Raw genomic sequence first — 24,340 nt, 5'->3', positions numbered from 1 at the left:
GGCCGCAATTGACCCCGACATTCTGCCCTGTCAGACGCCACCCGGGTTCTCCCAAACCTGCGTAAGCGTCCCCCACAGAAGCAATTTTCGTGCTGTGGCTAAGGAGAGTAGAAAAATGGAAGCCAAGTTGAAATTCGCGCGGCCCCTGGCGGCTGCTATCGGGCTCATCGCCCTTGCTGGCGTGATCCCCGCCAACGCGGCCGACGTGGTCATGGAAGTGCCACCGGCACCGGCTGCGCCGATGGTGGAGCCTCCGCTCAACACCTGGTCCGGCCCCTATGCCGGTGTCACGCTCGGCTACGGGTTCTCCGGCCGCGTCAAGGACAACGAAGCCAACAACACCATCAACACGGAAGGTTTCATGGGCGGCGGTTTCGCCGGCTATAACTTCCAGATGGACAACTTCGTGGCAGGCGTTGAAGGTGACGTCGGCTATGGTGGCCTGAAGGGCGACAACACCGACACCGAAGTGAAGGGTGGCGTGAACGGCTCGCTCCGCGCTCGCCTCGGCTATGCGATCACCCCGGATGTCCTGCCCTACATCACCGCCGGTGGCGCAGCGCAGAGCGTGAAGCTGACCGATGACATCGGCTCCGACAAGAGGACCATGGTTGGCTGGACGGCCGGCGTGGGCACCGACGTCAAGCTCACCGATCAGGTTTTCGGCCGCCTCGAATACCGCTACACCGACTACGGCAGCAAGGCCTTTGATACCGGCGCTGGCGCACGCGACATCAGCGCTCGCGATCACCGCGTCCAGTTCGGCATCGGTATGAAGTTCTAATACATCTAGCCTTAACGGGCGGGACGGGAGGCCGGGCGCTGATCAGCGCCCGGCTTTTTTGTTGCCCGAAACAGCACTCCTGCCATCGATGCAGCGACGGGACGCAGAGTTGCGGCTCAGCCGCCGCGCACCGGTGGCATCACCGCCTTGGGCAGGCGGCAGGCCGCACGACGGTCGGCCTCGTCACAGCTTCTGAAACTCAGGTCCTTGTTCATGCAGATGCGCACCTCCCGCAGGTAGCGCCGGTCGCAGGTCACCGCGATGCCGTCGCCCGGCAGCCCCTGGTTGGCGCGCAGGAAGGCGCGCTCGACATCCGTCGGATCGAGCATGAGATAGTTCTGAAGCCGCGTGAACTCTGCGGGAATGTTCACCCTCTCGCGCGCGGCCCGCAGCACTTCGAAATATTCCTCCTGGCCAAGGCCGCTGCAGCTTCCATGCTTGCGCCACTGGTAGCCGATGAGGCCTACGGCGGGCATGATGTCCAGCAGCCCGCGCGCCATATTCCCGGGCACCCGCGGTCGGTCCGTCGGGCAATCTTCGGGATATCCGCGCTCGAACTGCGGCCACAAGCCGTGCACCACAAAGGAATAGGGTCTTGCGGCCGAGCATTGCCGGTTGTTGGGCCTGTCGCCCTCGGCCGCGCAATAGCTCGGTGACCACGACAGCGACAGGACGTAAAAGTCGAACCCGCTGCCGATTGGAACGGCCGCCGGTGCGGCCGCGTGCGGAGCCTGCCCATGGACTTGATCGCCGGCTGCCGGCGCAGCAAATGCGGCCAGCGCAAGCAGCGCCAGCCCCAGTCTCGCGCCAGCGGCCGGAATTCGGAGCAACTTCATCGTCTTCGCCGGCAAACTCAGCGCAAGACGCGGCACTTGCCATCATAGACGAACCAGCGATCGAAGCCGGAAACGCAGAACTCCACATTTTCGCCGATGCTGGCCAAGCCCATGCGACCCTCGATCAGGTACCAGATGTCGCTTTGGCTGCCGTCCGAAAGGATGACCTTGGCGCCGCAATAAAGCCGCATGATCGGATGGCGGTATCCCACCGGCACGTAGCGGGTTTCGCGGATGTTGTAAAAGTTGGTGATCGCCACGTTGGGCAGATACGGCACGTGGGTAACCTGATAGCGGAAGCGGTTGGTGATTTTTCTGAGATAGCTCGGGTGGGCGCACAAGCTTATGGCCCCAGGCTCCCGACTCACCAGGAAGTCCGCGGCTCGCGTCTCAGGCACTGCAAGGAATGACCCGGCCGCGAGAACGGCAGCCATGGCGAATCGGGCGATACGTGACATTGCTGACCTCGTGAATCATCACTGAATGCGATGTCTGTTCGAGGATAGTGCGCAACGGCCGCAAAACGGTCAAGCGGCGGCAGTTTCTCCCGCAAGCCACTCGAGCGACCAGGCAGCGCCCTTTTCTTCGGCCAGCAGCGAATGCAGTACGGGAAGCAATATCCGCAGTTCCTGCTCGAGCGTATAGGGCGGATTGACCACGATCATGCCGGTGCCATCCAGCCGCGGCTCGCGCGAAGGCCGCCGGATCTCGAAGCCGATGTCCATGATCTTCGGTATGCCCGCCTCCGCAAGCGCGGCGCGGAAGTCGGCCACCGCAGCCCTGTCCTTGATCGGATACCACAATGCATAGATGCCGCCCGGCCAGCGCCGGTGCGCGCGATACAGGCCATCGACCAGGCGCTGGAACTCGCCTTCCTTCTCGAAGGGCGGATCGACCAGCACCAGGCCACGCTTTTCCTTCGGCGGCAGATGCGCGCCAAGCGCCAGCCAGCCATCCAGTTCCGTCACCCGGACCTGGAAGTCTTCGGCAAACAGCGCCTTGAGTTGCTGCACGTCCTGCGGGTGAAGTTCGATGGCGGAGAGCCGGTCCTGCTTGCGCAGCAGGCGGCGCACGATCAGCGGAGAGCCGGGATATGCTTCAACCCCGCCCTCCAGATCGCTCGCCTGCACCGTTTCGAGATAAGGCCGAAGCAGTTGCGCGGCCTCGGGCGGCAGCTTCGCGCCGAGCAGGCGTCCGATGCCCCCGTGCCACTCGCCTGTCTTGCGGGCCTCCTCAGACGAAAGGTCATAGAGGCCGATGCCGGCGTGGGTGTCGATGACACGGAAGGCCTTGTCCTTCTGCTTCAGATATTCAACGAGACGCACCAGCACCACATGCTTGATGACGTCGGCGAAATTTCCGGCGTGATAGATGTGGCGATAATTCATGCTGGGTTCTCGTCGTCCTGCCCCTGGCGCACGGTCCGGGGGCCTGCCTCTCCGGCCAGGCGCCGCCGGTGGATGGCGGCCACAAGCCCGACCTGTCCAACCGCCATCATAAGCAGGCCGAGCACGCGCAAGCCCTGGCTGACCTGCCAGATATCGGCGCGCAGTACCAAATCAATCGACCTTATGTAAATGCTCTCATCGTCGCGCGGCTGAAGGGTGAAGATGTATTTCCCGTCTGCCACCTCCGAAATCACGCCGGCATTGTCACGATAGATCCGTTCGTTGATGGCCGCGGACCTCGCAGTCAGCCTTGCGTCGTTGAGCCTCAGCGGCCTTGAAAATGCCGTGCGTTCCCCGGAAGCCGCGGTAAGGATCAGGCCGCCGTGCGGGCCATAGCCGGTCAATTGGCCCACCACCCGCAAGTCGAGCAGCACGCGTAGCGGTGCCTCTTCGGCAGCGAGCCGGACTTCCACCGTGCGATAGCCGGCGGCATGGTCGAATATCCTCCATGCGCCGACATGATGACCGGAGAAAGTTTCCGCCCACCAGGGATAGACAACGCCAAGCCCCACTCCCGCAATCAGCGTCAGTAAAAACAAGAGACGCATGGCAAGCCTGCCGCCGTTTTGTCGGCCACGCGGTCGTTGGTCGTCTCGACCCGGCGTTGCGCATCGGTCGGCTTGCGAACGTGCCGGCGGGAAGGCATCGAACCTGCTGCCGTATCAACGGCTTAAACGCGGGCGGTCGCTGCCGGTTCCGACCGCCGAGGAGACCTCAGGCTTTTCGTTCCCAGCGCCTCTCGGGCGTCTGCTGCCAGTAAGTCACGGAGTGACCATGCGTTTTCATCAACTTCCAGTGCCCGCGCGCGGCCTCGAGTTGCATGGCGTCATGACCGTCGAATATGAACACAGCGCGCGCATAGACGCTTAGATCCGGCGGCTCGGCCCCATCGACCAGAAATCGGATCTGCGCCCCGTTCATATTGTCGTGGCTGGTGGTCAGCAGCACCGCCTGCTCATCAGGAAAGGGCTCGCGGTCGGTCGCATGCGCGATGAAGGCATCGTCCCGGAAGGTCCACAAATGGACGTCCAGTGCGTCACGGCGCTCTTCCGTTCCGGTCTGCACCACCGCCCGCCAGCCGCGCTCCACGCTCTTTTCGAGAAGGCCCGGCAAGGCCTCCTCAAGGGTGGATTCGGTGAGATGGTAAAAAAGAACCTCGGCCATGGCCTACGCTTATGCGATATGGCGAGCGTTGGAAACAAGCCGCCGCGCCGCACCTTCTGCCGGCGCGGCAGCCTGATCATCCTTCGTAATTGTCGCGCACCAGCTGGTCGAGCAGCCGCACGCCGAAGCCCGAGCCCCAGGACTGGTTGATCTCGTTGGTGGGCGAACCCATGGCGGTGCCGGCGATATCCAGATGCGCCCAGGGCGTATCCTTGACGAAACGCTGCAGGAACTGGGCGGCCGTGATCGACCCGCCATGACGGCCGCCAATATTCTTCATGTCGGCGTTCTTGGAATCGATGAGCTTGTCGTAATCCTTGCCCAGGGGCAGCCGCCACAGCTTCTCCTGGGTCGTCGCACCGGCCGCTGCCAGCCTCTCGGCCAATTCGTCATTGTTGGAGAACAGGCCGGCGTGGCCGTGCCCTAGTGCAACGATGACGGCGCCCGTCAGCGTGGCCAGGTCGACCATGAATTTCGGCTGGAAGCGGTCGTTGCAGTACCAGAGCGCGTCGGCAAGCACGAGGCGCCCCTCGGCGTCGGTGTTCAAAACCTCGATGGTCTGGCCGGACATGGAGGTGACGATGTCGCCCGGCCGCTGGGCGTTGCCGTCGACCATGTTTTCCACGCAGCCGATGATGCCCACCGCATTGACCTTGGCCTTGCGCGCCGCCAGCGCATGCATGAGGCCGGTAACCGCGGCCGCACCGCCCATGTCGCCCTTCATGTCCTCCATGCCGGAGGCCGGCTTGATCGACACGCCGCCGGAATCGAACACCACCCCCTTGCCCACGAAGGCCACGGGCTTGTCCTTGGACTTGCCGCCGTTCCACTGCATGACGACCAGCCGCGGCGGGCGCGCGGAGCCCTGAGCCACGCCCAGGAGCGCGCCCATGCCCAGCTTTTTCATTTCCTTTTCGGTGAGCACCTCGACCTTGACGCCGAGCTTCTCCAGTTCCTTGGCGTGGCCAGCGAATTCGACTGGCCCCAGCACATTGGCCGGTTCGTTGACCAGATCGCGCGCCAGCACCACGCCTTCAGCCACCGCCTGAGCGTCGGCGAAAGCCTTCTTGGCAGCGGCGGGGTCAGCGCACTGAATGGTGACCTTGACCGGCTTGGCGGGCGTTTCCTTGCCGTTGCCGTCATCCTTCCGGGTCTTGTATTTCTCGAAGCTGTAGCTGCGCAGCAGCATGCCGGCAGCCAGGCTTGCCGCCTGGGCAGCGCTCACCTCGGAACCCGGCAGATCGGCCACGACCGTCACTTCCGATGCCTTGCGAAACTGCGCAGCAATCGTGCCGCCCAGCTTCAGCCAGGCATAGTCATCGAGTTCCGCGACCTTGCCGGCGCCGACCGCAACCAGACGCTCGAGCGAAGAGCCTTCGGGCGCCAGAACTTCCACCGTGGAGCCCGACTTTCCAGAAAACTCGGCTACGGGAAAGGCGCGAACGAAGGCCTTGCCCGGGTCGCAGGCTGCCGCGGCCTCGCCCAGTGACGCACCTTCGCCGGCGAAAACGATCGCCGTACCCTTCTTCGGCGAGGCGAATTTGGCAAAGCTGATGTTGGGCATCGACGTCATGGCAGCGCTTTCATCGAGAAGTGTTTATGGACGGGTTTGGACCGACATTTCGCGGTTTTGCGTCATTTGGCAAGGCAAGAGCGGGCTTCGCCAGCTTTTTGCTGCATTGTGGCTGTTGATCTAGCCCATCGTACATCGCGGCCATAGCTGCTAAAGCAGCCGCGAATCGACATCAACACTTGATTAACCAGCTTTTTTGCCGGTTTCTTAGCCAATCCTGACGAGACTCCCTGTATGCGCCGAAGTGCAGACCAGAAACTGAGGCCGAGCCGCGACCGCTCCCGAGTGTCAGCGCGAACGCCCGGTCCGACCAGCCAGTGGGACAGGTCAGTAGTCACAGCGACCACAACAACGGAACTTCGCGGCATATGAAGGTCGTTGAACGCTACATATTCCGCCGAACTTTCATGATGTTCATGGGTGCGCTGCTCTGGACGATGGCAATCGTCTGGACAACACAGGTCCTTGCCCGCATCAATCTGGTCACCGACAGCGGCCAATCAGCCCTCACGTTCTTCGAGCTCGCCACGCTGATCCTGCCGTCGATCATCCCCATCGTCGTGCCTTTCGCGCTGATCATCGCGGTAGCGCAGACGCTTAGCGTCATGAACAGCGATTCCGAGCTGGTGGTCGTCAGCGCAGCCGGCGGCTCGCGCCATATCATTGCGCGTCCGGTCGTCATCCTGGCGCTTCTGGCCAGCGTGTTTTCCTTTGCCGTCGACAACGGCATCGATCCCTATGCGCGGGAACGGGGTCGCCAGCTCGTCGCCACCGCCCATGCCGACCTTTTGTCGCTGGTGATCCAGGAAGGAACCTTTCGCAAGGTGGACGACGGGCTGTTCGTGCAAGTCGCCGAACGGCGGCCCGACGGCAGGCTCGGCGGAATCTTCGTTGCCGACTCGCGCCAGGAAGGCATGGACCTCGTCTATTACGCCAAGAACGGCGCCGTCGTGCAGGATGATGATAAGAGCATGCTCGTCATGACGGACGGCGTGGTGCACAGGAAGTCTCCGGACGGGAACCTGTCGGTGATCCGCTTCAGTTCCTATGCCTTCGACCTTTCGGCGTTTTCGGCTGCTGCGGGCGCCATCACGATGTACCCGAAAGACCGCACCCTCGCCTACCTGTACAACCCCGATCCGAACGACAAGCTGTTCCAGAACAAGCCCCAAACCTACCGCGCCGAATTGCATCGGCGCCTGACGGAGTGGATCTATCCCCTGGTGTTCGCCCTGATTGCGCTGGCCGTGGCCGGCGATGCGCGATCGCACCGCGAAGGACGCATCAACCCGCTGATCACCGCCATAGCGATAGCGCTGTTCGTCCGGTGGCTGGGCTTTTTCGTGAGCAACCAGGCGCAGACGAGCCCTTTGTTCAGTCCGCTCGTCTACTTCGTGCCTTTCGCCGCCTCCATGGTGGCGATCGCCTTCATCCGAAGCAACAGGACCATGGAATTGCCGGTCGCCTGGGCCGACGCGCTCTCGGAGATCGCCGGGCAAACAGCTGAACGGGTTTCGGCCCTGTGGCTCCGGCTGAAGCGCGGTGCGGGAATGAAGGGAGGGCAGGCATAATGGGCTGGACCCTCGGGCTCTATTTCTTCCGCCGCTACGCCGCCATCACGGCGTGGTTCTTCGTCGGCATCTACGCGCTGATCTTCCTGATCGATTTCACGGAGTTTTCCAGCCGGACTTCCGGGCTGCCCAACTTCACCTTTCAAACGGCACTTGCCGTGTCGATGCTGCGCGTTCCGATGATCGTGCAGCAGACCGTGCCGTTCATTGCGCTGTTCGCCGCGATGGCAACCCTGGTCTCGCTCAATCGCAAATATGAGCTGGTTATCGCGCGCGCCGCGGGCATATCCGCCTGGCAATTCCTGCTGCCGTCCTGCGCAGGCGCGCTGCTGTTCGGCATCCTGACGGTCGGAGCTCTCAACCCGCTGGCCGCGCATGGGCTTGCCCGCGCCGAGTACCTGGAGACGACAATCCGCTCCGGCGCCTCCAATGAAGTTTCCGCTTTCAAAGCGCCCTGGATTCACCAGAAGTCGGGCGACATCGACACGATCATCGGCGCGCGCGCCATCCTCAACCAGGGCCTGGAATTGTCGGACGCGGTCTTCTTCGAAATCGACCGCGACGGCGATATCGTCGAGCGCAAGGACGCCAAGCGGGCTTATCTTCGCGACGGCTATTGGGAACTCAAGGACGTCAAGCGCTTTCGCGACGGCGCGAGAGGAGAATCGATCCCGACCGACCGCGTGGCAACGAACCTGAAGCCCGAGTTCGTGCAGGAGCGCCTCGCGCAGCCCGAAACCATTCCGATTTACCAGCTCCCGAGCAAGATCGAGGCTGCGCGTTCGTTCGGCCTGCGGGCAAATGCGTTCGCCATGCATCTCCATTCCCTCATCGCGCTTCCGCTACTTCTTGTCGCCATGACGCTCATTGCTGCAACAGTCTCCATGCGATTTGCGAGGATGGGGCAGTCCACCACGATGATTCTGGGTGGCGTCGTCGCAGGGTTTCTGCTTTATGTGGTTTCGGTATTGGTCAAGGCGTTCGGAAACGCGGGATTCGTTCCGCCATTCGTGGCAGCTTGGTTTCCGGTCGTTGTCGCGACCTTTTTTGGGGTGACTTTCCTGTTGTACAGGGAGGATGGTTAAGTTTGTGGGGGGCGCGGTGACACCAGCGCGAAAGACAACACGCTTGGCACGCCTTTACGGCGCGACGGCGCTTGCCTGCCTTTTTGCCTGCGCGTTGCCCCTCGCCCCGGTTCACGCCCAGGAGATCGGCGCCCTTGCGCCCAAGGTCCCGGCCGGCTCGCAGATGCTGCTGGAGGCGGACACGCTGGTCTACGACCACGACGCAAACACCGTCACCGCGGTCGGCGGAGTGCGAATCGACTACGGCGGCAACCGCCTCGTCGCGCAGCGCGTGGCCTATGACCGCAAGACCTCGCGCCTGATCGCCAGCGGAAACGTCGAGATTGTCGACAGCAACGGCACCAAGATCTTTTCCGACGAAATCGACGTCACCGACGATTTTGCCAACGGCTTCGTGAACGCCCTGCGCGTCGAGACCGCAGACAAGACTTATTTTGCGGCGGAAAGCGCCGACCGCAGGGGCGGCGTTCTGACGACGTTCAACAACGGTGTCTACACCGCCTGCGCGCCTTGCGAGGAACAGCCGGACAAGGCGCCCATCTGGCGCATCAAGGCGCAGAAGATCATCTGGAACGGCAAGGCCAAGACGGTCCGCTTCGAGCAGTCGCGCTTCGAGTTCTTCGGCTTCCCCATCGCCTATCTGCCAAGCTTCGAGATCGCCGACCCGACGGTCAAGCGCAAGAGCGGGTTTCTTCTGCCCAGCCTGAAGACCAAGTCCGAGCTCGGCTTCGGCGTTGCGGTGCCCTACTACTTCGCCCTGTCGCCTACCTATGACCTGACGGTTACCGGCACTGGTCTCACCAAGCAGGGCTTTCTCGGCGAGGCCGAATGGCGCCAGCGCTTCAACTCGGGCGAATACAGCCTCAAGATCGCGGGCATCCGCCAGAACGACCCGGGAGCATTTATTCAGCCGAACGACCGTCACGGCATCAATTCCGGCCCCAAAGACGACCCCAACCACTTCCGCGGCATGGTCGGCAGCAAGGGCAGGTTCGACCTCAATCCGCGCTGGGTGCTCGGCTGGGACATCCTGGCGCAGACCGACCAGAACTTCGCCTACACCTACCAGATCGACGGCTACAGCAACTACATCTACCAGTCGCAGATTTATCTGACCGGCCTGCACGACCGGAATTTCTTCGACCTGCGCGCGATGCGCTTCCAGGTTCAGGATGACAATCTGAGCGACGAACGCCGCGACAAGGAACCCTGGGTTCTTCCGCTGCTGGACTACGCCTTCATTCCCGACGAGCCCGTTTTCGGGGGCGAACTGGATCTCGGCGTGAACCTGCGCTCGGTAAGCCGTTCGCATCTCGACTACAGGCCGGAAGTGCCGGCTGTCCGCGGCATCGACGGCATCTCGACCCGGCTGACTACGGAAGCGGAGTGGAAGCGCTCCTTCATCACCGAAGGCGGCCTGATGGTCACGCCGCTGCTGGCGTTCCAGGCCGACACGACCTCCGTCAGCCAGACGCGCGCCTCGATCGAGGCGATCAACGAAATGGCGGCGCATTTGCCGACCCCGGTCGCGACCGATGTGCGCTCGGCCTACTATCGCGCGATGGCAACCGCCGGGCTGGAACTGCGCTGGCCCGTTCTGTTCTCCTTCACCAGCGGCTCGCATGTTCTCGAGCCGATGGCGCAAGTGTTTGCCCGCCCGAACGAACCCTATGCCGCGCGGCTGGGCATTCCCAACGAAGATGCGCAAAGCTTCGTCTTCGATGCCACCACGCTGTTCGACCGCGACAAGTTCTCCGGCTACGACCGCATCGAGGGCGGCACGCGCGCCAATGTCGGCCTGCGCTATTCCGGTTCCTTCGAGAACGGGTGGACGTCGAACGCGCTGTTCGGACAGTCTTACCACCTGGCGGGAAGAAATTCCTTCGCCTCGCCCGATCTGGTCAATGCCGGCGCATTTTCCGGCCTGGAAACCGATACATCGGATTTTGTCGGCCTCGTCGGCTTTGGTACCCCGCTGGGCTTCTCGGCTTCCGCCAGCGCGCGGCTGGATGAGCACACGCTGGAGGTCAGGCGCGCTGAGCTGAAGGCCGGCTTCAACTCCAGTCCGCTCTCGGTCACGGCGCAATATTCCTTCATCCAGGCCCAGCCGCTCTACGGCTTCCGATTTGATCGCAAGGAGATAACGCTGGGCGCGTCTTCCCGCTTCCACGAGAACTGGCGCGCCTTCGGTTCGGGCACCTATGATTTCCAGTCCGGCGTGGTTACGCGGGATTCTGTAGGCTTCGCCTATGACGATGAGTGCTTCTCCTACACCGTGACGATGACGACCAAGCGCGACACGCTCAAGGAGGAGCGGAACGAGAGGACCTTCGGATTCAACGTCTCGTTCCGCACGCTCGGGGATTTCGGCACGAACTCGACCCAGCTCTTCTCACAGTGACGGGCGCCGTGGCAGAATTCGGTCATCCTTTCGCCGTATAGGGTCTGCAACCAAAACCATGTCTGTTCAGCAGGAAAATCGACGTCAGGAATCGAACGGTATGGCTTTGATCAGAAAATACCTCCTTTCGACGAGTTTTGCGGTGCTGGTGGCCGTGGCGTCGGCATCCGTGATGACGACCGGGCAGCCAGCCGCAGCCAGCGAGATCAAATATCTCGTCAACAACGCGCCGATCACCAGCTACGACATTCAGCGCCGCGCCGCCTTCCTCAGGCTGCAGAATCGCAACGGCAACCTGAACAAGCTCGCAGCCGACGAGATGATCGAACAGTCGCTGCGCATGGCCGAAACCCGGCGACTGGGCATCAAAATTTCGGACCAGCAGATCGAAGACGCCTTCAAGCGTTTCGCCGGTTCCAACAAGATGACGCCGAAGCAGCTCGGCGAGATCATGCAGCAGTCCGGTGTCACGCCTGAGCATTTCAAGCAGTTCATCGGCGCGCAGATGGCCTGGAACCAGGCGCTCCAGGCTCGCTACCGCGCGCAGGGCGGCAGCATGAGCGAACAGGACGTTGTTCGGCGCATGCTCGAGCAGGGCGGCAGCAAGCCGACAGCCACCGAATACATGCTGCAGCAGGTGATCTTTGTCGTTCCCCAGAAGGAACGCGGCAAGATGGGTGCCCGCAAGCGCGAAGCCGAGTCGATGCGCGCGCGCTTCAACGGCTGCAACACCACCCGTGAATTCGCCAAGGGCCTGCTCGACGTCACCGTGCGCGACCTCGGCCGCCTGCTGGCGCCCGAACTGCCGCCGGAATGGGCCGACCAGATCAAGAAGACCAAGGCCGGCGGCGCCACCACGGTTCGCGAGACCGAGCGAGGCGTCGAGTTCATCGGTGTGTGCAGTTCCCGCGAAGTGTCGGACGACCAGGTCGCCAAGATGGTTTTCCAGGCGGAAGGAACCAAGGACGACCAGGCCGAACAGCTCAACAAGAAGTACATCGCCGAATTGCGGGAGAGAGCCCGCATCGTCGAACGCTGAGCTGTTGTGCGCCCTCATGTCCACTCCGCGCTGGCGCTGACGGGAGGCGATCCTTCCGGCATCGGCCCCGAGATCGCCATCGCCGCCTGGCTCGCACGTTCGACGGCAAACGTGCCGCCATTCTATCTGCTGACCGACCCGTCGCTGCTGGCTGCCAGAGCGCGCCAGCTCGGCATCGATGTCCCGATCAGCGAGACCACGCCCGACAAAGCGACTGAGGTTTTCCACCATAGACTGCCTGTGGTGCCGCTCGCGGCACGCTTTGTGGACAGCATCGGAAAGCCGGACCCGGCCAATGCGGCCGGCACCGTGGAAGCGATTGACCGCGCGGTGGCGGATGTCTTTTCGGGCGCCGCAGCTGCTGTCGTCACCTGCCCCATTGCCAAGAAGCCGCTCTACGACGCCGGCTTCCGCTTCCCTGGCCACACGGAATATCTCGCCCATCTGGCGAGCTTGAAGACAGGCCGCGAAGTAACGCCCGTGATGATGCTTGCCGGGCCCGACCTGCGCGCGGTGCCAGTGACCATCCACATTCCGCTTTCCGACGTTCCGGAAGCGCTCACCGTCGGCGGCATCGTCAACGTCGCGACCATAACCGCGCGCGAGTTGCACACGCGCTTCGGCATCCAGAAGCCGCGCCTGTGTATTGCAGGACTCAACCCGCATGCAGGCGAAGGCGGCGCCATGGGCAGCGAGGATGAGGCAATCGTGAGGCCTGCGGTCGAGGTGTTGCGCCATGCGGGCATCGAGGCAGTGGGCCCCCACCCCGCCGACACCATGTTCCATCCGCGCGCCCGCGCCACCTACGACGCCGCCATCTGCATGTATCACGACCAGGCGCTCATCCCGGCCAAGGCGCTCGCCTTCGACGAGACGGTAAACGTCACGCTAGGGCTTCCCTTCATCCGCACCTCGCCCGACCACGGCACCGCCTTCAACATCGCCGGCAAGGGCATCGCGCGGCCCGACAGCCTGATCGCAGCGCTCAAGCTGGCGCGCCACCTCGCCGACACGGAAAGCCACGCCAAATGAGCCTCGACGGCCTTCCGCCACTACGCGAAGTTATCGAGCGCCACGGACTTCAGGCGAAGAAGTCGCTGGGCCAGAATTTCCTGCTCGACCTCAATCTCACTGGCAAGATTGCCCGCGCCGCCGGCGACCTCAGCGCATGCACAGTCATCGAGGTGGGCCCCGGCCCCGGCGGGCTTACCCGCGCGCTGCTGATGAATGGTGCCACCCGCGTGGTTGCCATCGAGCGCGACGAGCGCTGCCTGGAAGCGCTGGCGGAGGTTTCCGCTCACTATCCCGGTCGACTCGAGGTCATTCCGGGTGACGCCCTCAAAACCGACTTCGCCGCACTGGTGCCTTCCGGACCGGTCAAGATCGTGGCCAATCTGCCTTACAACATCGGCACGGAATTGCTCGTCCGGTGGCTGACGGTGGCAGAATGGCCGCCTTTCTACGAATCGATGACGCTGATGTTCCAGCGCGAAGTGGCGCAGCGCATCGTCGCCAAGCCCGGCACCGAGGCCTATGGCCGACTCGGCGTGCTAGCGGGCTGGCGCACGCTGGCGAAGATCGTCTTCGACGTGCCGCCCCAGGCCTTTACGCCGCCGCCCAAGGTTACATCTTCGGTGGTTCAGCTGATCCCGCGTGAAAACCCGCTGCCGGCGGATGTGCGCAAGCTGGGGCGCATCACCGAGGCCGCCTTCGGCCAGCGCCGCAAGATGCTGCGCCAGAGCCTGAAGGGCATCGAAGGCGCACGCCTGCTGGAAGCCACCGGAATAGACGGAACCCGGCGCGCCGAGACGCTGGATATTGCTGAATTCGTGGCGCTCGCGAACGCACTATAGGTTCTCCCTCCTGGTGGAGGGAGAGGTCCCCTACTCGGCTTTTTCCTCAAGCAGGCCCGACACGAAGTCGAACAGACCGGGCCGCCGGTTGCGGCGCAGCCGTTCTGCAGTGACGATCGCCTTCACGGCGCTGAAGGCGCGGTCGAGGTCGTCGTTGACGACCACGTAGTCATAGTCCCGCCAGTGCTCGATCTCAACACGGGCGTTTTCCAGCCGCTTCTCGATCACTTCGTCGCTGTCTTCGGCGCGGCGCTTCAACCGCGTCTTCAACTCCTTCATCGACGGCGGCAGGATGAAGATCGACACGATGTCGGCCGGCATCTTCTCTTTGAGCTGCTCGGCGCCCTGCCAGTCGATGTCGAAAAGCATGTCGCGGCCGGCGGCCATGGCAGCTTCCGCCGGCTCGCGCGGCGTGGCGTAGTAGTTGCCGTGCACTTCCGCCCATTCCAGCAGCGCGTCGGTGTCACGCAGGCGCTCAAAGTCGCGATGCGAGACGAAATGGTAGTGAACGCGGTCGATCTCGCTGCCGCGCCGCGCACGCGTGGTGACGCTGACCGAGAGTTCGAGGCTCGGATCGCTTTCGAGCAGCGAGCGCGCAATGGTCGATTTGCCCGCCCCGGACGGCGAGGACAACACGAGCATGAGGCCGCGGCGGCGGATGGAGCTCGAAGGTAGGTCCGCGCTCATATGTTACTCCAGATTCTGTACCTGTTCGCGAAACTGGTCGACGACGGCCTTCAGCTGCAGCCCGATGGCAGTGACCGTGGCGGCGTTCGACTTCGAGCACAACGTATTTGATTCGCGGTTAAATTCTTGCGCCAGGAAATCGAGCTTGCGCCCGACGGCGCCACTTGCGGCAAGCAGGCTGCGCGCGGAAGCGACATGCGTCTTCAGACGATCGATCTCCTCGCGAATGTCTGCCTTGGTCGCCAGGAAAGCGGCCTCTTGATGCAGGCGTGCCTCGTCGAGCGGGGCGCCGGTATCCATCAGAAGAGCAACCTGCTCGGCCAGGCGCGCGCGGATGGCCGCTGGCTGGCGTGAAGGATCTGCCTCTGCCTCTAACGTCAATGCCTCGACGGCGTCGATCTGCGCACCAAGCACGGCCGCGAGCGCGGCGCCCTCGCTCTGGCGCGCCTGCTCCAGGCCGGAGAGCGCCGCCTCAAGAACGGAAATGGCGGCAGCGTCGAAGCTTGCCCGTTGCTCCTCCGTCTCCACCGCTTCGGGCATTTCCAGCACGCCGCGCAGCGCAAGCAGCCCGTCGGCAGTGGGCGGCGCGATGCCGAACTGATCCTGCAGCCGCTTGGCCAGACCGGCCAGGTCCTTCAAAAAGGCCTCGTTGACCACCGGCTGGACCAGCGTCGCGGTCCCTCGCGTCACGTTCAGCGAGGCCTGGATGTTGCCGCGGCTGAAACGCTTTTGAACTGCCAGACGCGCCAGCGGCTCGAGCCGCTCGCAACCGGGCGGCAGCCGGAAGCGCACCTCGCAGCTCTTGCCGTTCACCGACTTCAGCTCCCAGGCGATCGTGGCGCCGCCATGCTCGCCCGCGGCCCGCGAAAAGCCGGTCATACTCTGCAAGCTCATCTCGCGGTCCTCTTACTCACCGGTTACCGGGTACAACGATTGCGGCCGGCTGTCCTAAACGTATATTCCTGCGCCGTCCTGCCGCGCATCTTTCCTGCCCTGCCCTACTGGACAGGGCTCGCCGGCTGCTCACCGTTTTGCTGTTCGGCAGCTGCCTTGGCGGCTTCCTCGGCTTGCTTCTTCTGCACCGCGCGCCAGCGCGCCACATTCGTATTGTGCTCGTCCAGCGTCTTGGCAAAGACGTGGCCGCCGGTGCCGTCGGCGACGAAATAGAGGTCGTCTGTCTGCGAGGGGTTGGCCACCGCTTCCAGCGCTGCGCGGCCCGGATTGGCAATTGGCGTGGGAGGAAGGCCGTTGATCTGGTAGGTATTGTAGGGCGTCGGCTTGTCGATATCCGACTGGTAGATCGGCCTGTCGGCCGGCCGCCCCTTGCCGCCGAACAGACCGTAAAGGATGGTCGGATCGGACTGGAGACGCATCTTCTTCTTCAGCCGGTTGATAAACACGGAAGCCACGCGCGGACGCTCGTCCGCACGGCCGGTTTCCTTCTCGACAATTGAAGCCAGGGTCACGAATTCGTTGATGTCGGCCACCGGCAGGCCCGGCACGCGCCTTTCCCAGACCTCTTCCACCAGTCGCTTCTGGTGGGCAAGCATCTTGTCGATGATCTGCTGGCGGGTGGCGCCGCGGGTGAAGCGCTGCGTATCGGCCGCAAGGCTGCCCTCCGGAGGCAGTTCCGTCGGCATGTCGCCGACCAGCACATCGTGCTCGGCAATGCGCTGAAACGCCTGCTCTACCGTCAGCCCCTCGGGGATGGTCAGCGAATACATCACCGACTTGCCGCTCTTCAGCAGTTCCATCACGTCGCGCATCGAAGCGCCGGCCTTGATTTCATATTCGCCGGCCTTCAGTGCGGCATCGTTGCCATAGGCGCGCACGCCCAGGCGGAAGATGCGCGCGTCGCGGATGAGGCCGCGCCGTTCAAGCTGGTCGGCGATCTCCTGCACGCCCGTGTTCGGCTTCACCAGAATAGTCTGGGCGACGGTCGTAGGGCCGGGTCCGTCAAACTCGAGCTTGCCGAAATACACCGCCGCGCTGGCGGCAAGAACCACCAGCACCACGCTGGAGACCACGAAATTCAGGAATACGATGAACTGGTTGCGCGATGCGCGGGAGCGCCTGCGCGGCGGTGGCGGCGTGCCGGCTTCGGGCCGCAGCGCCTCGCTGGCGCTCTTGGGGATGATTGGTTTCGACGGCTCGGAGGGGCGGCCAAATTCGGCATCGGGAGGTGTCGTACTCATGGCGCCTCTATATCTGCTCTTTGCGTAAAAATCCCCACGAAAACACCGGGGTCAGGGGAAACCTGACCCTAAGGGCGAATATGGCAAAATTCGCTGCGAAGCGAGCCTTTCGGCGTCGCTCAGCCGTTATAACGCTGGAAAACCAACGAGGCGTTGGTGCCGCCAAAGCCGAAGGAATTCGACAGGGCGACGTCGATCTGGCGCTCGCGAGGCTTGTTGGGCACGAGGTCGATCGCCGTTTCCCGCTCGGGGTTGTCCAGGTTGATCGTCGCCGGCGCAATGTTGTCGCGAATGGCCAGAATCGAGAAGATAGCCTCGGCCGCTCCGGCAGCACCCAGCAGGTGGCCGATGGACGACTTGGTCGATGACATCGACACCTTGGAGGCCGCGTTGCCCACAAGCCGTTCGACCGCGCCAAGCTCGATCGTGTCGGCCATGGTCGAGGTGCCATGCGCGTTGATGTAGTCGATGTCGGCGGGCTGCAGGTTGGCGCGCTTCAACGCGGCCGTCATGCAGCGGAAGGCGCCCTCGCCGTCCTCGGACGGCGCGGTGATGTGATAGGCATCGCCGGTGAGGCCATAGCCGACGACTTCGGCATAGATCCTGGCGCCGCGCGCCTTGGCGTGCTCCAGCTCTTCCAGAACCACAACGCCAGCGCCCTCGCCCATGACGAAGCCGTCACGGTCGCGATCATACGGGCGGGAAGCCGTTTCCGGTGCGTCGTTGCGGTCGGTGGAAAGCGCCTTGCAGGCGGCAAAGCCGGCCAGCGAAAGACGTGTGACCGGAGCTTCCGCACCGCCGGCGAGCATCACGTCGGCATCGCCGAACATGATCAACCGGGCAGCGTCGCCGATGGCGTGCGCGCCGGTCGAACAGGCGGTGACCACGGCATGGTTCGGACCCTTGAGCCCGTGCCGTATCGAAACCTGCCCCGAAACCAGATTGATGATGTTGCCCGGGATGAAGAACGGGCTGATGCGGCGCGGGCCACGGTCGTGCAGGGTGAGCGCGTTTTCCGCGATCCCCTCGATACCGCCAATGCCCGAGCCGATCATCACGCCGGTGGCATACTGCTCTTCCGGCGTCTTGGGCTGCCAGCCCGAATCCTTCAGCGCCTCGTCGGCGGCCGCGATCCCGTACAGGATGAAGTCGCCGATCTTGCGCAGTTCCTTCGGCTCGAGAACGGCCTCGGGATTGAAGGTATTGCCGCTGCCATCGCCCCGCGGGATCACGTTCGCGATCTTGCAGGCAAGATCCTCGACTTCAAAATGGGTGATCCGGCGGGCGGCACTCCGACCGCTCAGAAGCTCTCTCCAGCCATGCTCCACGCCAACGCCAAATGGCGAAAGCAGACCCATGCCGGTGACGACAACACGCCTCATAGCGGTATTCTCGGAATGCTGGGCTATTATGGCTTCAGGCCGAGGCCTTGTCGATGTACTTGACGGCGTCGCCGACGGTCAGGATCGTCTCGGCCGCGTCGTCCGGAATCTCAACGCCGAACTCTTCTTCGAAAGCCATGACGAGTTCGACCGTGTCCAGGCTGTCGGCGCCCAGATCATCGATGAAGCTGGCGCCTTCGGTTACCTTGTCGGCTTCGACGCCGAGATGTTCGACAACGATCTTCTTGACGCGCTCTGCGGTGTCACTCATTTGGGCATCCTCGTCTTAAATTTGTCTGTCTTCGTTAACGGCACGCATGCCGGTAATCAAGTTGAAAGATATTCCCCCTAGGGAACGTGGCTACGGCGGCAGGGCGCGAGCCCTTGCCGCCGTACGTTCCTGGCGGCATTACACGAAAACTGGGCAACGTCCAATGCGAAAACGCCCTTTTCGTGCGGTTCGCGGGGCCTGTGTACAGAAATTGCGCCTTGCGTTGCTTTTTCCAAGACCCCGTCGCCACTCCCTTAGATCATCGCCATACCGCCATTGACGTGAATGGTCTGGCCGGTCACGTAGGCCGCCTCATCGGAAGCCAGATAGACGACAGCCGAAGCAACTTCCGCGCCGGTGCCCATGCGTTTGGCGGGGATGGCACCCATGATGGCCTCCCTCTGCTTGTCGTTCAGCTTGTCGGTCATTGCTGATTCGATGAAGCCGGGGGCGACGCAGTTGACGGTGACGTTGCGGGTGGCGATCTCCTGGGCCAGCGACTTGGAAAAGCCGATCAGGCCGGCCTTGGAGGCGCAGTAGTTGGCCTGACCGGGGTTTCCGGTGACGCCCACAACCGAGCTGATGTTGATGATGCGGCCATTGCGGCGGCGCATCATCGGGTGGGTCAGCTCGCGCGTCAGGCGGAATACGGCCGTCAGGTTGACCTCCAGGACAGCATCCCAATCGGCGTCGGACATGCGCACGAACAGGCCGTCCTTGGTGATGCCCGCATTGTTGACCAGGATGTCGACGCCTTCGAGTTCGGCTTCGACCTTCTGGCCCAGCGCCTTCACCTCGTCGCGGTCAGACAGATTGGCCGGAAACACCTTCACGCGCTCGCCAAGCTCGGCGGCCAGCGCCTCCAGCTTCTCGGCGCGGGTGCCGTGCAGGCCCACGGTGGCGCCCTGCGCGTGCAGCGCGCGGGCAATCGCCTCGCCAATGCCGCCGGTGGCTCCGGTAACGAGTGCCTTGCGGCCGGTCAGATCGAACATTTTTGACTCCATCTCAAGAGCGCACCCTTCACACGGGTGGGGTCATTGGTTCTCGATTGTTCAGGCCAGCGCCGCAACCGCCGCTTCGACGTCGGCTGGCGTATTGATCGCGCTGGTGGCGATTTCCTTGTCGATGCGCCGGGCAAGACCCGAGAGCACCTTGCCCGAGCCCACTTCATATAGCGTCTTCACGCCATTGGCGCCGAACCATTCAACCGTCTCGCGCCAGCGCACGCGGCCGGTGACCTGCTCGACCAGGCGGGCGACGATCTCGTCCGGGTCGCTCAGCGGCTGGGCGACGACATTGGCCACCACCGGCACCACCGGCGCCGGCTTGGCTACGCCCGCCAGCGCCTCGCGCATGGCATCGGCCGCCGGGCCCATCAGGGCGGAGTGGAAGGGTGCCGACACCGACAGCATCAGCGCGCGCTTGGCGCCCTTTTCGGTGCAGAGCTTTGCGGCGAGCTCGACGGCCGCCTTGGCACCGGAAATCACCAACTGACCACCGCCATTGTCATTTGCGATCTGGCAGACCGAGCCCTTGGCCGCCTCGGCGCAGGCAGCTTCCACATCGGCCTGCTCCAGCCCGATGATGGCAGCCATGGCGCCCTCGCCCACCGGAACCGCAGCCTGCATGGCATTGCCGCGAATGCGCAGCAGCCGCGCCGTATCTGCGATGGAGAACATGCCGGCTGCCGCGAGCGCCGAATATTCGCCCAGCGAATGGCCGGCGACATAGGCGACCTTGTCCTTCAGCGAGAAACCGCGCGCTTCCATGGCGCGCAGCGCCGCAAGCGACACCGCCATCAGCGCCGGCTGGGCGTTGGCGGTCAAGGTCAGGGTTTCCTCGGGGCCTTCCCACATGATCTGCGAGAGCTTCTGGCCCAGCGCCTCGTCGACTTCCTCGAACACCGCGCGGGCCTCGGGGAAGGCATCCGCAAGGTCTTTGCCCATGCCCACGGCCTGGCTGCCCTGCCCCGGAAAGGTGAATGCGACGGCCATGACAGGCTCCCGGAATTAGTTTCACTCGATGGCCGTGTGGCGCAAGGAAGGCCGGAAAGTCAAGGCCGCGCGCAGTATCTGCCCGAGCAAAAGCGCCTCGCGAGAGGACGAAAACCGCTGCACGTCGCGGCCATCGCCTACCCGGCACGAGCAGAGCGGACGCCTCGCACACGCTTGGGTCACTACGCTGTAATGGAGATTTGAACTCGCCAGATCCCAACGGCTGTCTAGCTTTTGTGACAATTAGATGACAGTGAGATGACACATTCTTGCATCGGGTGAGGTTTTGGAGTTGGCAAACCAGTTTGCAGCGGCACGGTCTGCCTCGGAATATGACGAGAAGCGCATGCTGCGCGGGCACAAGGCCGGCGCGATTCGCTTTGCCGGCACGCTGCTGCTGACGCTTGTGATCTCGGCCTTGCTGGTGTTCTGTGTCGAGCTGATAGTGCGGGGTTCGTTCTCGCAGACGCTCGACTTCTTCCGCCAGCCGTTCCGACCTAGCTGGACGACGGTCGGCCTCTTTGCGCTGCTGCTTATCTTGCTCGACGCCCTGCTCGGCCGCGCGCATCACGCCTTGCTGCTCGTTGCGCCGCTGGCCCTGCTCCTCGCCTTCCTCGCGCACCAAAAGTCCTTCTATCTCGGCGACCCGCTTTATCCGACCGACTTTCTCTATGCCCGTCAGATCATGGAACTGATGCCTTTGCTGGCGCGGGACCGGCCGCTGATGGCGGTTGGCTTGGCGGCTGGCGGCCTCGCGGCCTTCTTGCTGCTGGTGGCCTGCTGGAAGTACTGGCACCGCCGGGCGCCGGTGCTTTCATTCCATGGCCGCGCCGCGCGACTGGGGGTGGCACTGCCGGCGCTGGTCTTCTTCGGCTCGATAATGGACTACGCGACCTTTTCCTGGGCGCGTGACCGGCTGCAGATCATCCCCATGATGTGGGACCAGAAGGAGAACTACAACAGCAACGGCTTTGCGATCGCCTTCGCCCTCAACTTGCCGATGGCAAAGGTTTCGGCACCGGCGGGCTATTCGGCGCAGGCCGTCGAGGCAATCGCCAGCCCGGCAGCCGCGGCGACTGTCCTGCCGAACGAACCGGCGGACATCATCATCGTCATGAACGAGTCGTTCTGGGATCCGACGCGGCTGCCCGGCATCGTCATCAGCCCCGACCCGATTGCCACCACGCGGGCCCTGCAATCCGGCCATGTCTTCTCGCCCGAATTCGGCGGCATGACCGCCAATGTCGAATTCGAGGCGCTGACCGGCTTTTCGAACGCCTTCCTGCCCTATGGCAGCATCCCCTACCAGCAATATGTGCGCCGTCCCATTCCCTCGCTGGCCAGCTTCCTGCGCTCCGAGGGCTACGACACCCGTGCCTTCCATCCTTTCGCCGGCTGGTTCTGGAACCGCACCCCGGTCTACCAGGCCTTCGGCTTCGAGCATTTCATGTCGCAGGAAAACCTGCCGACGCTCGAGAGCCGCGGACCTCTCGCTTCCGACGCGGCGCTGATCGAGGAAATGATCCGCCAGGCGGATGCCGCCGAAAAGCCGTTCTTCTTCTTCTCCGTGACGTTGCAGAACCACGGCCCCTATGCGGCCGGTCGCTACTCGGACCCAAGCCATACGGTCTCTGGCGACGTGAGCAAGAAAAGCCTGGACAGCATTCTGAGCTTTAGCGAAGGCGCCGCCGACGGCGATCGGGCTCTGGCCCGGCTGCTCGAATGGGCAGGGAAGCGCGACCGCCACACCATCATTGCCATGTTCGGCGACCATCTGCCGCCGCTCGGGCCGGTCTATGTCGAGACCGGCTTCATGCAAGGCAATGTCGCCAAGCGCCTGGCGCCTTTGGAAGAAATGAGCGTCCAGCACGAGACGCCGCTGGTGGTGTGGTCGAACCGCACCGGCCCAGCGAAAGACCTCGGCTCGATCAGCCCGGCCTTCCTGCCGCTGCACGTGCTGGAGACAGCCGGTATCGGCCACCCCTTCTACACCGGCTTTCTGGGCGAGATACGAAAGCAGTTCGGCGTGATCGACCGCAACATGCTGGTAAGCGTCGATGGCGATGCGACGCCCGAATGGTTGCGCGCCAAGTCCATCGCGCCGGAAATCCGGGATTTCCAGCTGCTGCAGTACGACATCATCTTCGGCAGCCGCTACGCCGCCAAGAACCTGTTCCCGGAAGTGGCCTCGGAGGCACCGGGCTCAACCTAACTATCGGCTCCCCCTCCGGCGTCTCGATGAGCCTTGAAACGCGCGACCCGAAAGGGCGCGCGTTTCAACGCAGTGGTAAGGTCAGTTCGTCACGTAAAGCTGCGAAATCGCAAACGCAATGTTGCGGAACGCAGCCTTCAGCTGCGCCTGGTCCTTGGTCGGATAATAGTCCGTGGGTGCCGAGGCACAATTGCTGTAGAGTTCGCGGTTGGCGGCGGTGTCGGCACCGAGAACGACGGTAAACACCCTGACGCCTTTCGCCTTCAACGTCGTGCACACTGTCTGCGTCATTGTGTTGACGTTCTTCAGCGCCTGGTTTCGGTCGGTCGACCCCATGCGGCCCTGGTCGAGATAGTTGTAGGAGCCGTAGTCGGACTTGTTGATCAGTGCAGTTTTCTGGCCGAACACGTTGTTTTCGCCGTCGGTAAAAACAACGACCGCCTTCGAGGTACCATCGGAGTTGAAGTCATCGCCCTGCGCGTAGGGCTCGCCGGGAGAAAGAACACGATATCCCCAGACCAGCCCCTCCGACACATTGGTGCCGGAGCCGTTCCAATAAGTCATCTTGCTGACCTCGGCCTTCAGCTTGTCCAGGTCAGATGTCAGCGGCATGATAGGAGTCGGGCACGCATAGTTCGGACCACTGGTGAGCGGAGCGACCTCGTTGATGATGGCGGTGCTCTTGTTGGTCAGCGTGTATTTCGACAGATTCATTTGGATGGACCTGTGCTTTTCAGCGTCCGTCTTGCCCGTGCCTGAAGCAAGATCCTTCAAATATGAGTTGTTATAATTGGAAAGGTCCTCATTTCGCGCCTTGTAAGGATCGCCGTGCTCGTCGGGCGCGAAATATGGGACAAACAGTGTTTCCGGCCTCAGTTGGTCCGGAGCGGTGTCGTCCAAACCCGGCGACGCCGAGAGATCGATCGTGTTGTTGGATTTGAACTTGACTGCTCTCGCCTCGACACAACCCTTCCACTTCACACCAAGATCATCGAACAGTTTGGCGTGACCGACGCGGACGTTGTTGCTCGTGATGACGTCGAAATTTCGGCCATTGAGGCCCGGATCGCTAGTGGGAAATGTCTTCCTTAAGTCGACCCAGGAAGTCTTGAAGCCTTCACCGTTAATGTTCACCGCCGTCACGAAAGGCACCAGCGCGGCCCGGATTTCGCGTGCAGGTTGCTCCTTCTTGGCATCCTGAAGCGTGGTGATGAGACTTGTCGCTCCCTCGCGCAGGGCCTTCATGTTGCTGTCGCCCATCGAGCCGGTGTTGTCGAGCACAAGCGCGACCTCCAGCTTCGCCGTCGACTGATATGCGCTCGAAGCGACCGCAACCTGGGCGCTTTGGCCGAAGACGAAACCCAGGTTCAGCGCGACGGTGGCATGCGCGGTGGCTGAGGTCTTTATGTAGTTTGTTCCCTGCTCGACAGTGAGATACGCGACGGGGCTAAGTAGGTCTCGACCGTTGGCAATATTGGCCTTGAAAAAACCCTGAAATGCGTCGTCTCGCGAAATCGATGCATCGGCCAGCCGCGACGCCGCCAGAACCGCCGAGTCGAGCGCATTCTGGAGCTTCGACCTGGCCGTCATGAGACTCGAAATGTCCAGCGCCAGTCCGACACCGGCCAGCACGGCAGGCAAAGCTATCGCGAACATCATCGCGAAGTTGCCACTCCTCGATTTCCAGAAGCGACTGACGAGCATCGTTACCCCCTGAATGCGTAGCAGACGGGCCTTTCCTGCGCGGACAAGGTGAAGACGAGGTTGATCCGACGTGATTCGGCCGACCAGATCGCAAGCGTGGTTAAAAATGCATTCGCGGCACCTGATGGCTGCGGCAACCTT

Annotated in this window: 22 protein-coding genes; 8 read left to right on the top strand and 14 right to left on the bottom strand. The window is 63.0% G+C overall.

Annotation, left to right across the window (positions count from 1 at the left end; genetic code table 11):
- Positions 1-115: 115 nt before the first annotated feature.
- Positions 116-784: an outer membrane protein gene (locus ABLE86_RS08130; protein ID WP_348778411.1), complete on the top strand. Its 669-nt coding sequence runs from the start codon at positions 116-118 to the stop codon at positions 782-784.
- Positions 785-900: 116 nt separating this feature from the next.
- Here ABLE86_RS08130 and ABLE86_RS08125 read toward each other — a convergent pair whose 3' ends face one another.
- From ABLE86_RS08125 to ABLE86_RS08100, 6 genes are all read right to left on the bottom strand, one after another.
- On the bottom strand, positions 901-1,620 hold the full coding sequence (locus ABLE86_RS08125; protein ID WP_348778410.1) for a ribonuclease T2: 720 nt from the start codon (positions 1,618-1,620) through the stop codon (positions 901-903).
- A 17-nt stretch (positions 1,621-1,637) separates the two neighbouring features.
- Positions 1,638-2,078 (bottom strand): hypothetical protein, encoded by a 441-nt coding sequence (locus tag ABLE86_RS08120; protein ID WP_348778409.1) that lies wholly within the window; start codon positions 2,076-2,078, stop codon positions 1,638-1,640.
- A 69-nt stretch (positions 2,079-2,147) separates the two neighbouring features.
- A complete protein-coding gene (locus tag ABLE86_RS08115) occupies positions 2,148-3,008 on the bottom strand; it encodes a 23S rRNA (adenine(2030)-N(6))-methyltransferase RlmJ (RefSeq protein WP_348778408.1) in 861 nt (286 codons plus the stop codon).
- Positions 3,005-3,616 (bottom strand): hypothetical protein, encoded by a 612-nt coding sequence (locus ABLE86_RS08110; protein ID WP_348778407.1) that lies wholly within the window; start codon positions 3,614-3,616, stop codon positions 3,005-3,007. The genes ABLE86_RS08115 and ABLE86_RS08110 overlap by 4 nt, the downstream gene beginning before the upstream one ends.
- A 166-nt stretch (positions 3,617-3,782) precedes the next feature.
- Positions 3,783-4,232, bottom strand: a complete 450-nt coding sequence (locus ABLE86_RS08105) for a DNA polymerase III subunit chi (protein WP_348778406.1) — start codon at positions 4,230-4,232, stop codon at positions 3,783-3,785.
- A 76-nt stretch (positions 4,233-4,308) separates the two neighbouring features.
- A complete protein-coding gene (locus ABLE86_RS08100; protein ID WP_348778405.1) occupies positions 4,309-5,805 on the bottom strand; it encodes a leucyl aminopeptidase in 1,497 nt (498 codons plus the stop codon).
- A gap of 368 nt (positions 5,806-6,173) precedes the next feature.
- Between ABLE86_RS08100 and lptF the strand changes: the two genes are divergently transcribed.
- The 6 genes from lptF (at position 6,174) to rsmA (ending at position 13,754) form a co-directional block, all read left to right on the top strand.
- Entirely contained in the window at positions 6,174-7,376 is a 1,203-nt protein-coding gene (gene lptF / locus ABLE86_RS08095; RefSeq protein WP_348778404.1) for an LPS export ABC transporter permease LptF, read from the top strand.
- Complete coding sequence (lptG, locus tag ABLE86_RS08090) at positions 7,373-8,461, top strand: LPS export ABC transporter permease LptG (protein WP_348778602.1); 1,089 nt, start codon at positions 7,373-7,375, stop codon at positions 8,459-8,461. Before lptF ends, lptG begins: the two co-directional genes overlap by 4 nt.
- A complete protein-coding gene (locus ABLE86_RS08085) occupies positions 8,454-10,862 on the top strand; it encodes an LPS-assembly protein LptD (protein ID WP_348778403.1) in 2,409 nt (802 codons plus the stop codon). Before lptG ends, ABLE86_RS08085 begins: the two co-directional genes overlap by 8 nt.
- Positions 10,863-10,962: 100 nt before the next feature.
- Positions 10,963-11,901, top strand: a complete 939-nt coding sequence (locus ABLE86_RS08080) for a peptidylprolyl isomerase (RefSeq protein WP_348778402.1) — start codon at positions 10,963-10,965, stop codon at positions 11,899-11,901.
- Between the two features lie 6 nt (positions 11,902-11,907).
- Positions 11,908-12,933: a 4-hydroxythreonine-4-phosphate dehydrogenase PdxA gene (gene pdxA / locus ABLE86_RS08075; protein WP_348778401.1), complete on the top strand. Its 1,026-nt coding sequence runs from the start codon at positions 11,908-11,910 to the stop codon at positions 12,931-12,933.
- Positions 12,930-13,754 carry a 16S rRNA (adenine(1518)-N(6)/adenine(1519)-N(6))-dimethyltransferase RsmA gene (gene rsmA, locus ABLE86_RS08070; protein WP_348778400.1) on the top strand — a complete coding sequence of 275 codons (825 nt, stop codon included), beginning with the start codon at positions 12,930-12,932 and terminating at the stop codon, positions 13,752-13,754. Before pdxA ends, rsmA begins: the two co-directional genes overlap by 4 nt.
- Before the next feature lie 30 nt (positions 13,755-13,784).
- Here rsmA and gmk read toward each other — a convergent pair whose 3' ends face one another.
- The 7 genes from gmk to fabD all read right to left on the bottom strand — a co-directional run bounded on the left by gmk (position 13,785) and on the right by fabD (position 20,283).
- Positions 13,785-14,441 carry a guanylate kinase gene (gene gmk / locus ABLE86_RS08065; protein WP_348778399.1) on the bottom strand — a complete coding sequence of 219 codons (657 nt, stop codon included), beginning with the start codon at positions 14,439-14,441 and terminating at the stop codon, positions 13,785-13,787.
- A gap of 3 nt (positions 14,442-14,444) precedes the next feature.
- Positions 14,445-15,335 carry a YicC/YloC family endoribonuclease gene (locus ABLE86_RS08060; RefSeq protein WP_348778398.1) on the bottom strand — a complete coding sequence of 297 codons (891 nt, stop codon included), beginning with the start codon at positions 15,333-15,335 and terminating at the stop codon, positions 14,445-14,447.
- 104 nt (positions 15,336-15,439) lie between these two features.
- Positions 15,440-16,636 (bottom strand): endolytic transglycosylase MltG, encoded by a 1,197-nt coding sequence (mltG, locus tag ABLE86_RS08055; RefSeq protein ID WP_348778397.1) that lies wholly within the window; start codon positions 16,634-16,636, stop codon positions 15,440-15,442.
- 119 nt (positions 16,637-16,755) lie between these two features.
- Positions 16,756-18,018, bottom strand: coding sequence for a beta-ketoacyl-ACP synthase II (fabF, locus tag ABLE86_RS08050; protein ID WP_348778396.1), 1,263 nt, complete (start codon positions 18,016-18,018; stop codon positions 16,756-16,758).
- 34 nt (positions 18,019-18,052) lie between these two features.
- Complete coding sequence (locus ABLE86_RS08045) at positions 18,053-18,289, bottom strand: acyl carrier protein (protein WP_106572369.1); 237 nt, start codon at positions 18,287-18,289, stop codon at positions 18,053-18,055.
- A gap of 254 nt (positions 18,290-18,543) precedes the next feature.
- Entirely contained in the window at positions 18,544-19,281 is a 738-nt protein-coding gene (fabG, locus tag ABLE86_RS08040) for a 3-oxoacyl-[acyl-carrier-protein] reductase (RefSeq protein ID WP_348778395.1), read from the bottom strand.
- A gap of 60 nt (positions 19,282-19,341) precedes the next feature.
- Positions 19,342-20,283, bottom strand: a complete 942-nt coding sequence (gene fabD / locus ABLE86_RS08035) for an ACP S-malonyltransferase (protein WP_348778394.1) — start codon at positions 20,281-20,283, stop codon at positions 19,342-19,344.
- 346 nt (positions 20,284-20,629) lie between these two features.
- Between fabD and ABLE86_RS08030 the strand changes: the two genes are divergently transcribed.
- Complete coding sequence (locus ABLE86_RS08030) at positions 20,630-22,495, top strand: LTA synthase family protein (RefSeq protein ID WP_348778601.1); 1,866 nt, start codon at positions 20,630-20,632, stop codon at positions 22,493-22,495.
- 81 nt (positions 22,496-22,576) lie between these two features.
- On the opposite strand, the gene ABLE86_RS08025 is transcribed toward ABLE86_RS08030, so the two are convergent.
- Entirely contained in the window at positions 22,577-24,199 is a 1,623-nt protein-coding gene (locus tag ABLE86_RS08025; protein WP_348778393.1) for a pilus assembly protein, read from the bottom strand.
- Positions 24,200-24,340: the final 141 nt, after the last annotated feature.

It is taken from the genome of Mesorhizobium sp. KR2-14 (genome assembly GCF_040049255.1).
Lineage (GTDB): Bacteria > Pseudomonadota > Alphaproteobacteria > Rhizobiales > Rhizobiaceae > Pseudaminobacter.
Note: the sequence above shows the minus strand (reverse complement) of the source record. Positions and strands in the feature narration are given on the sequence as shown.

Bases quoted from the DNA above. Each gene is read 5' to 3' on its own strand.
- ABLE86_RS08085 (WP_348778403.1), top strand. From the start codon at position 8,454: ATGGTTAAGTTTGTGGGGGGCGCGGTGACACCAGCGCGAAAGACAACA.
- ABLE86_RS08100 (WP_348778405.1), bottom strand. From the start codon at position 5,805: ATGACGTCGATGCCCAACATCAGCTTTGCCAAATTCGCCTCGCCGAAG.
- fabD (WP_348778394.1), bottom strand. From the start codon at position 20,283: ATGGCCGTCGCATTCACCTTTCCGGGGCAGGGCAGCCAGGCCGTGGGC.
- gmk (WP_348778399.1), bottom strand. From the start codon at position 14,441: ATGAGCGCGGACCTACCTTCGAGCTCCATCCGCCGCCGCGGCCTCATG.
- fabG (WP_348778395.1), bottom strand. From the start codon at position 19,281: ATGTTCGATCTGACCGGCCGCAAGGCACTCGTTACCGGAGCCACCGGC.
- ABLE86_RS08060 (WP_348778398.1), bottom strand. From the start codon at position 15,335: ATGAGCTTGCAGAGTATGACCGGCTTTTCGCGGGCCGCGGGCGAGCAT.
- ABLE86_RS08115 (WP_348778408.1), bottom strand. From the start codon at position 3,008: ATGAATTATCGCCACATCTATCACGCCGGAAATTTCGCCGACGTCATC.
- ABLE86_RS08025 (WP_348778393.1), bottom strand. From the start codon at position 24,199: ATGCTCGTCAGTCGCTTCTGGAAATCGAGGAGTGGCAACTTCGCGATG.
- ABLE86_RS08110 (WP_348778407.1), bottom strand. From the start codon at position 3,616: ATGCGTCTCTTGTTTTTACTGACGCTGATTGCGGGAGTGGGGCTTGGC.
- ABLE86_RS08125 (WP_348778410.1), bottom strand. From the start codon at position 1,620: ATGAAGTTGCTCCGAATTCCGGCCGCTGGCGCGAGACTGGGGCTGGCG.
- ABLE86_RS08045 (WP_106572369.1), bottom strand. From the start codon at position 18,289: ATGAGTGACACCGCAGAGCGCGTCAAGAAGATCGTTGTCGAACATCTC.
- lptF (WP_348778404.1), top strand. From the start codon at position 6,174: ATGAAGGTCGTTGAACGCTACATATTCCGCCGAACTTTCATGATGTTC.
- ABLE86_RS08030 (WP_348778601.1), top strand. From the start codon at position 20,630: ATGCTGCGCGGGCACAAGGCCGGCGCGATTCGCTTTGCCGGCACGCTG.
- ABLE86_RS08105 (WP_348778406.1), bottom strand. From the start codon at position 4,232: ATGGCCGAGGTTCTTTTTTACCATCTCACCGAATCCACCCTTGAGGAG.
- ABLE86_RS08130 (WP_348778411.1), top strand. From the start codon at position 116: ATGGAAGCCAAGTTGAAATTCGCGCGGCCCCTGGCGGCTGCTATCGGG.
- rsmA (WP_348778400.1), top strand. From the start codon at position 12,930: ATGAGCCTCGACGGCCTTCCGCCACTACGCGAAGTTATCGAGCGCCAC.
- mltG (WP_348778397.1), bottom strand. From the start codon at position 16,636: ATGAGTACGACACCTCCCGATGCCGAATTTGGCCGCCCCTCCGAGCCG.
- ABLE86_RS08080 (WP_348778402.1), top strand. From the start codon at position 10,963: ATGGCTTTGATCAGAAAATACCTCCTTTCGACGAGTTTTGCGGTGCTG.
- ABLE86_RS08120 (WP_348778409.1), bottom strand. From the start codon at position 2,078: ATGTCACGTATCGCCCGATTCGCCATGGCTGCCGTTCTCGCGGCCGGG.
- fabF (WP_348778396.1), bottom strand. From the start codon at position 18,018: ATGAGGCGTGTTGTCGTCACCGGCATGGGTCTGCTTTCGCCATTTGGC.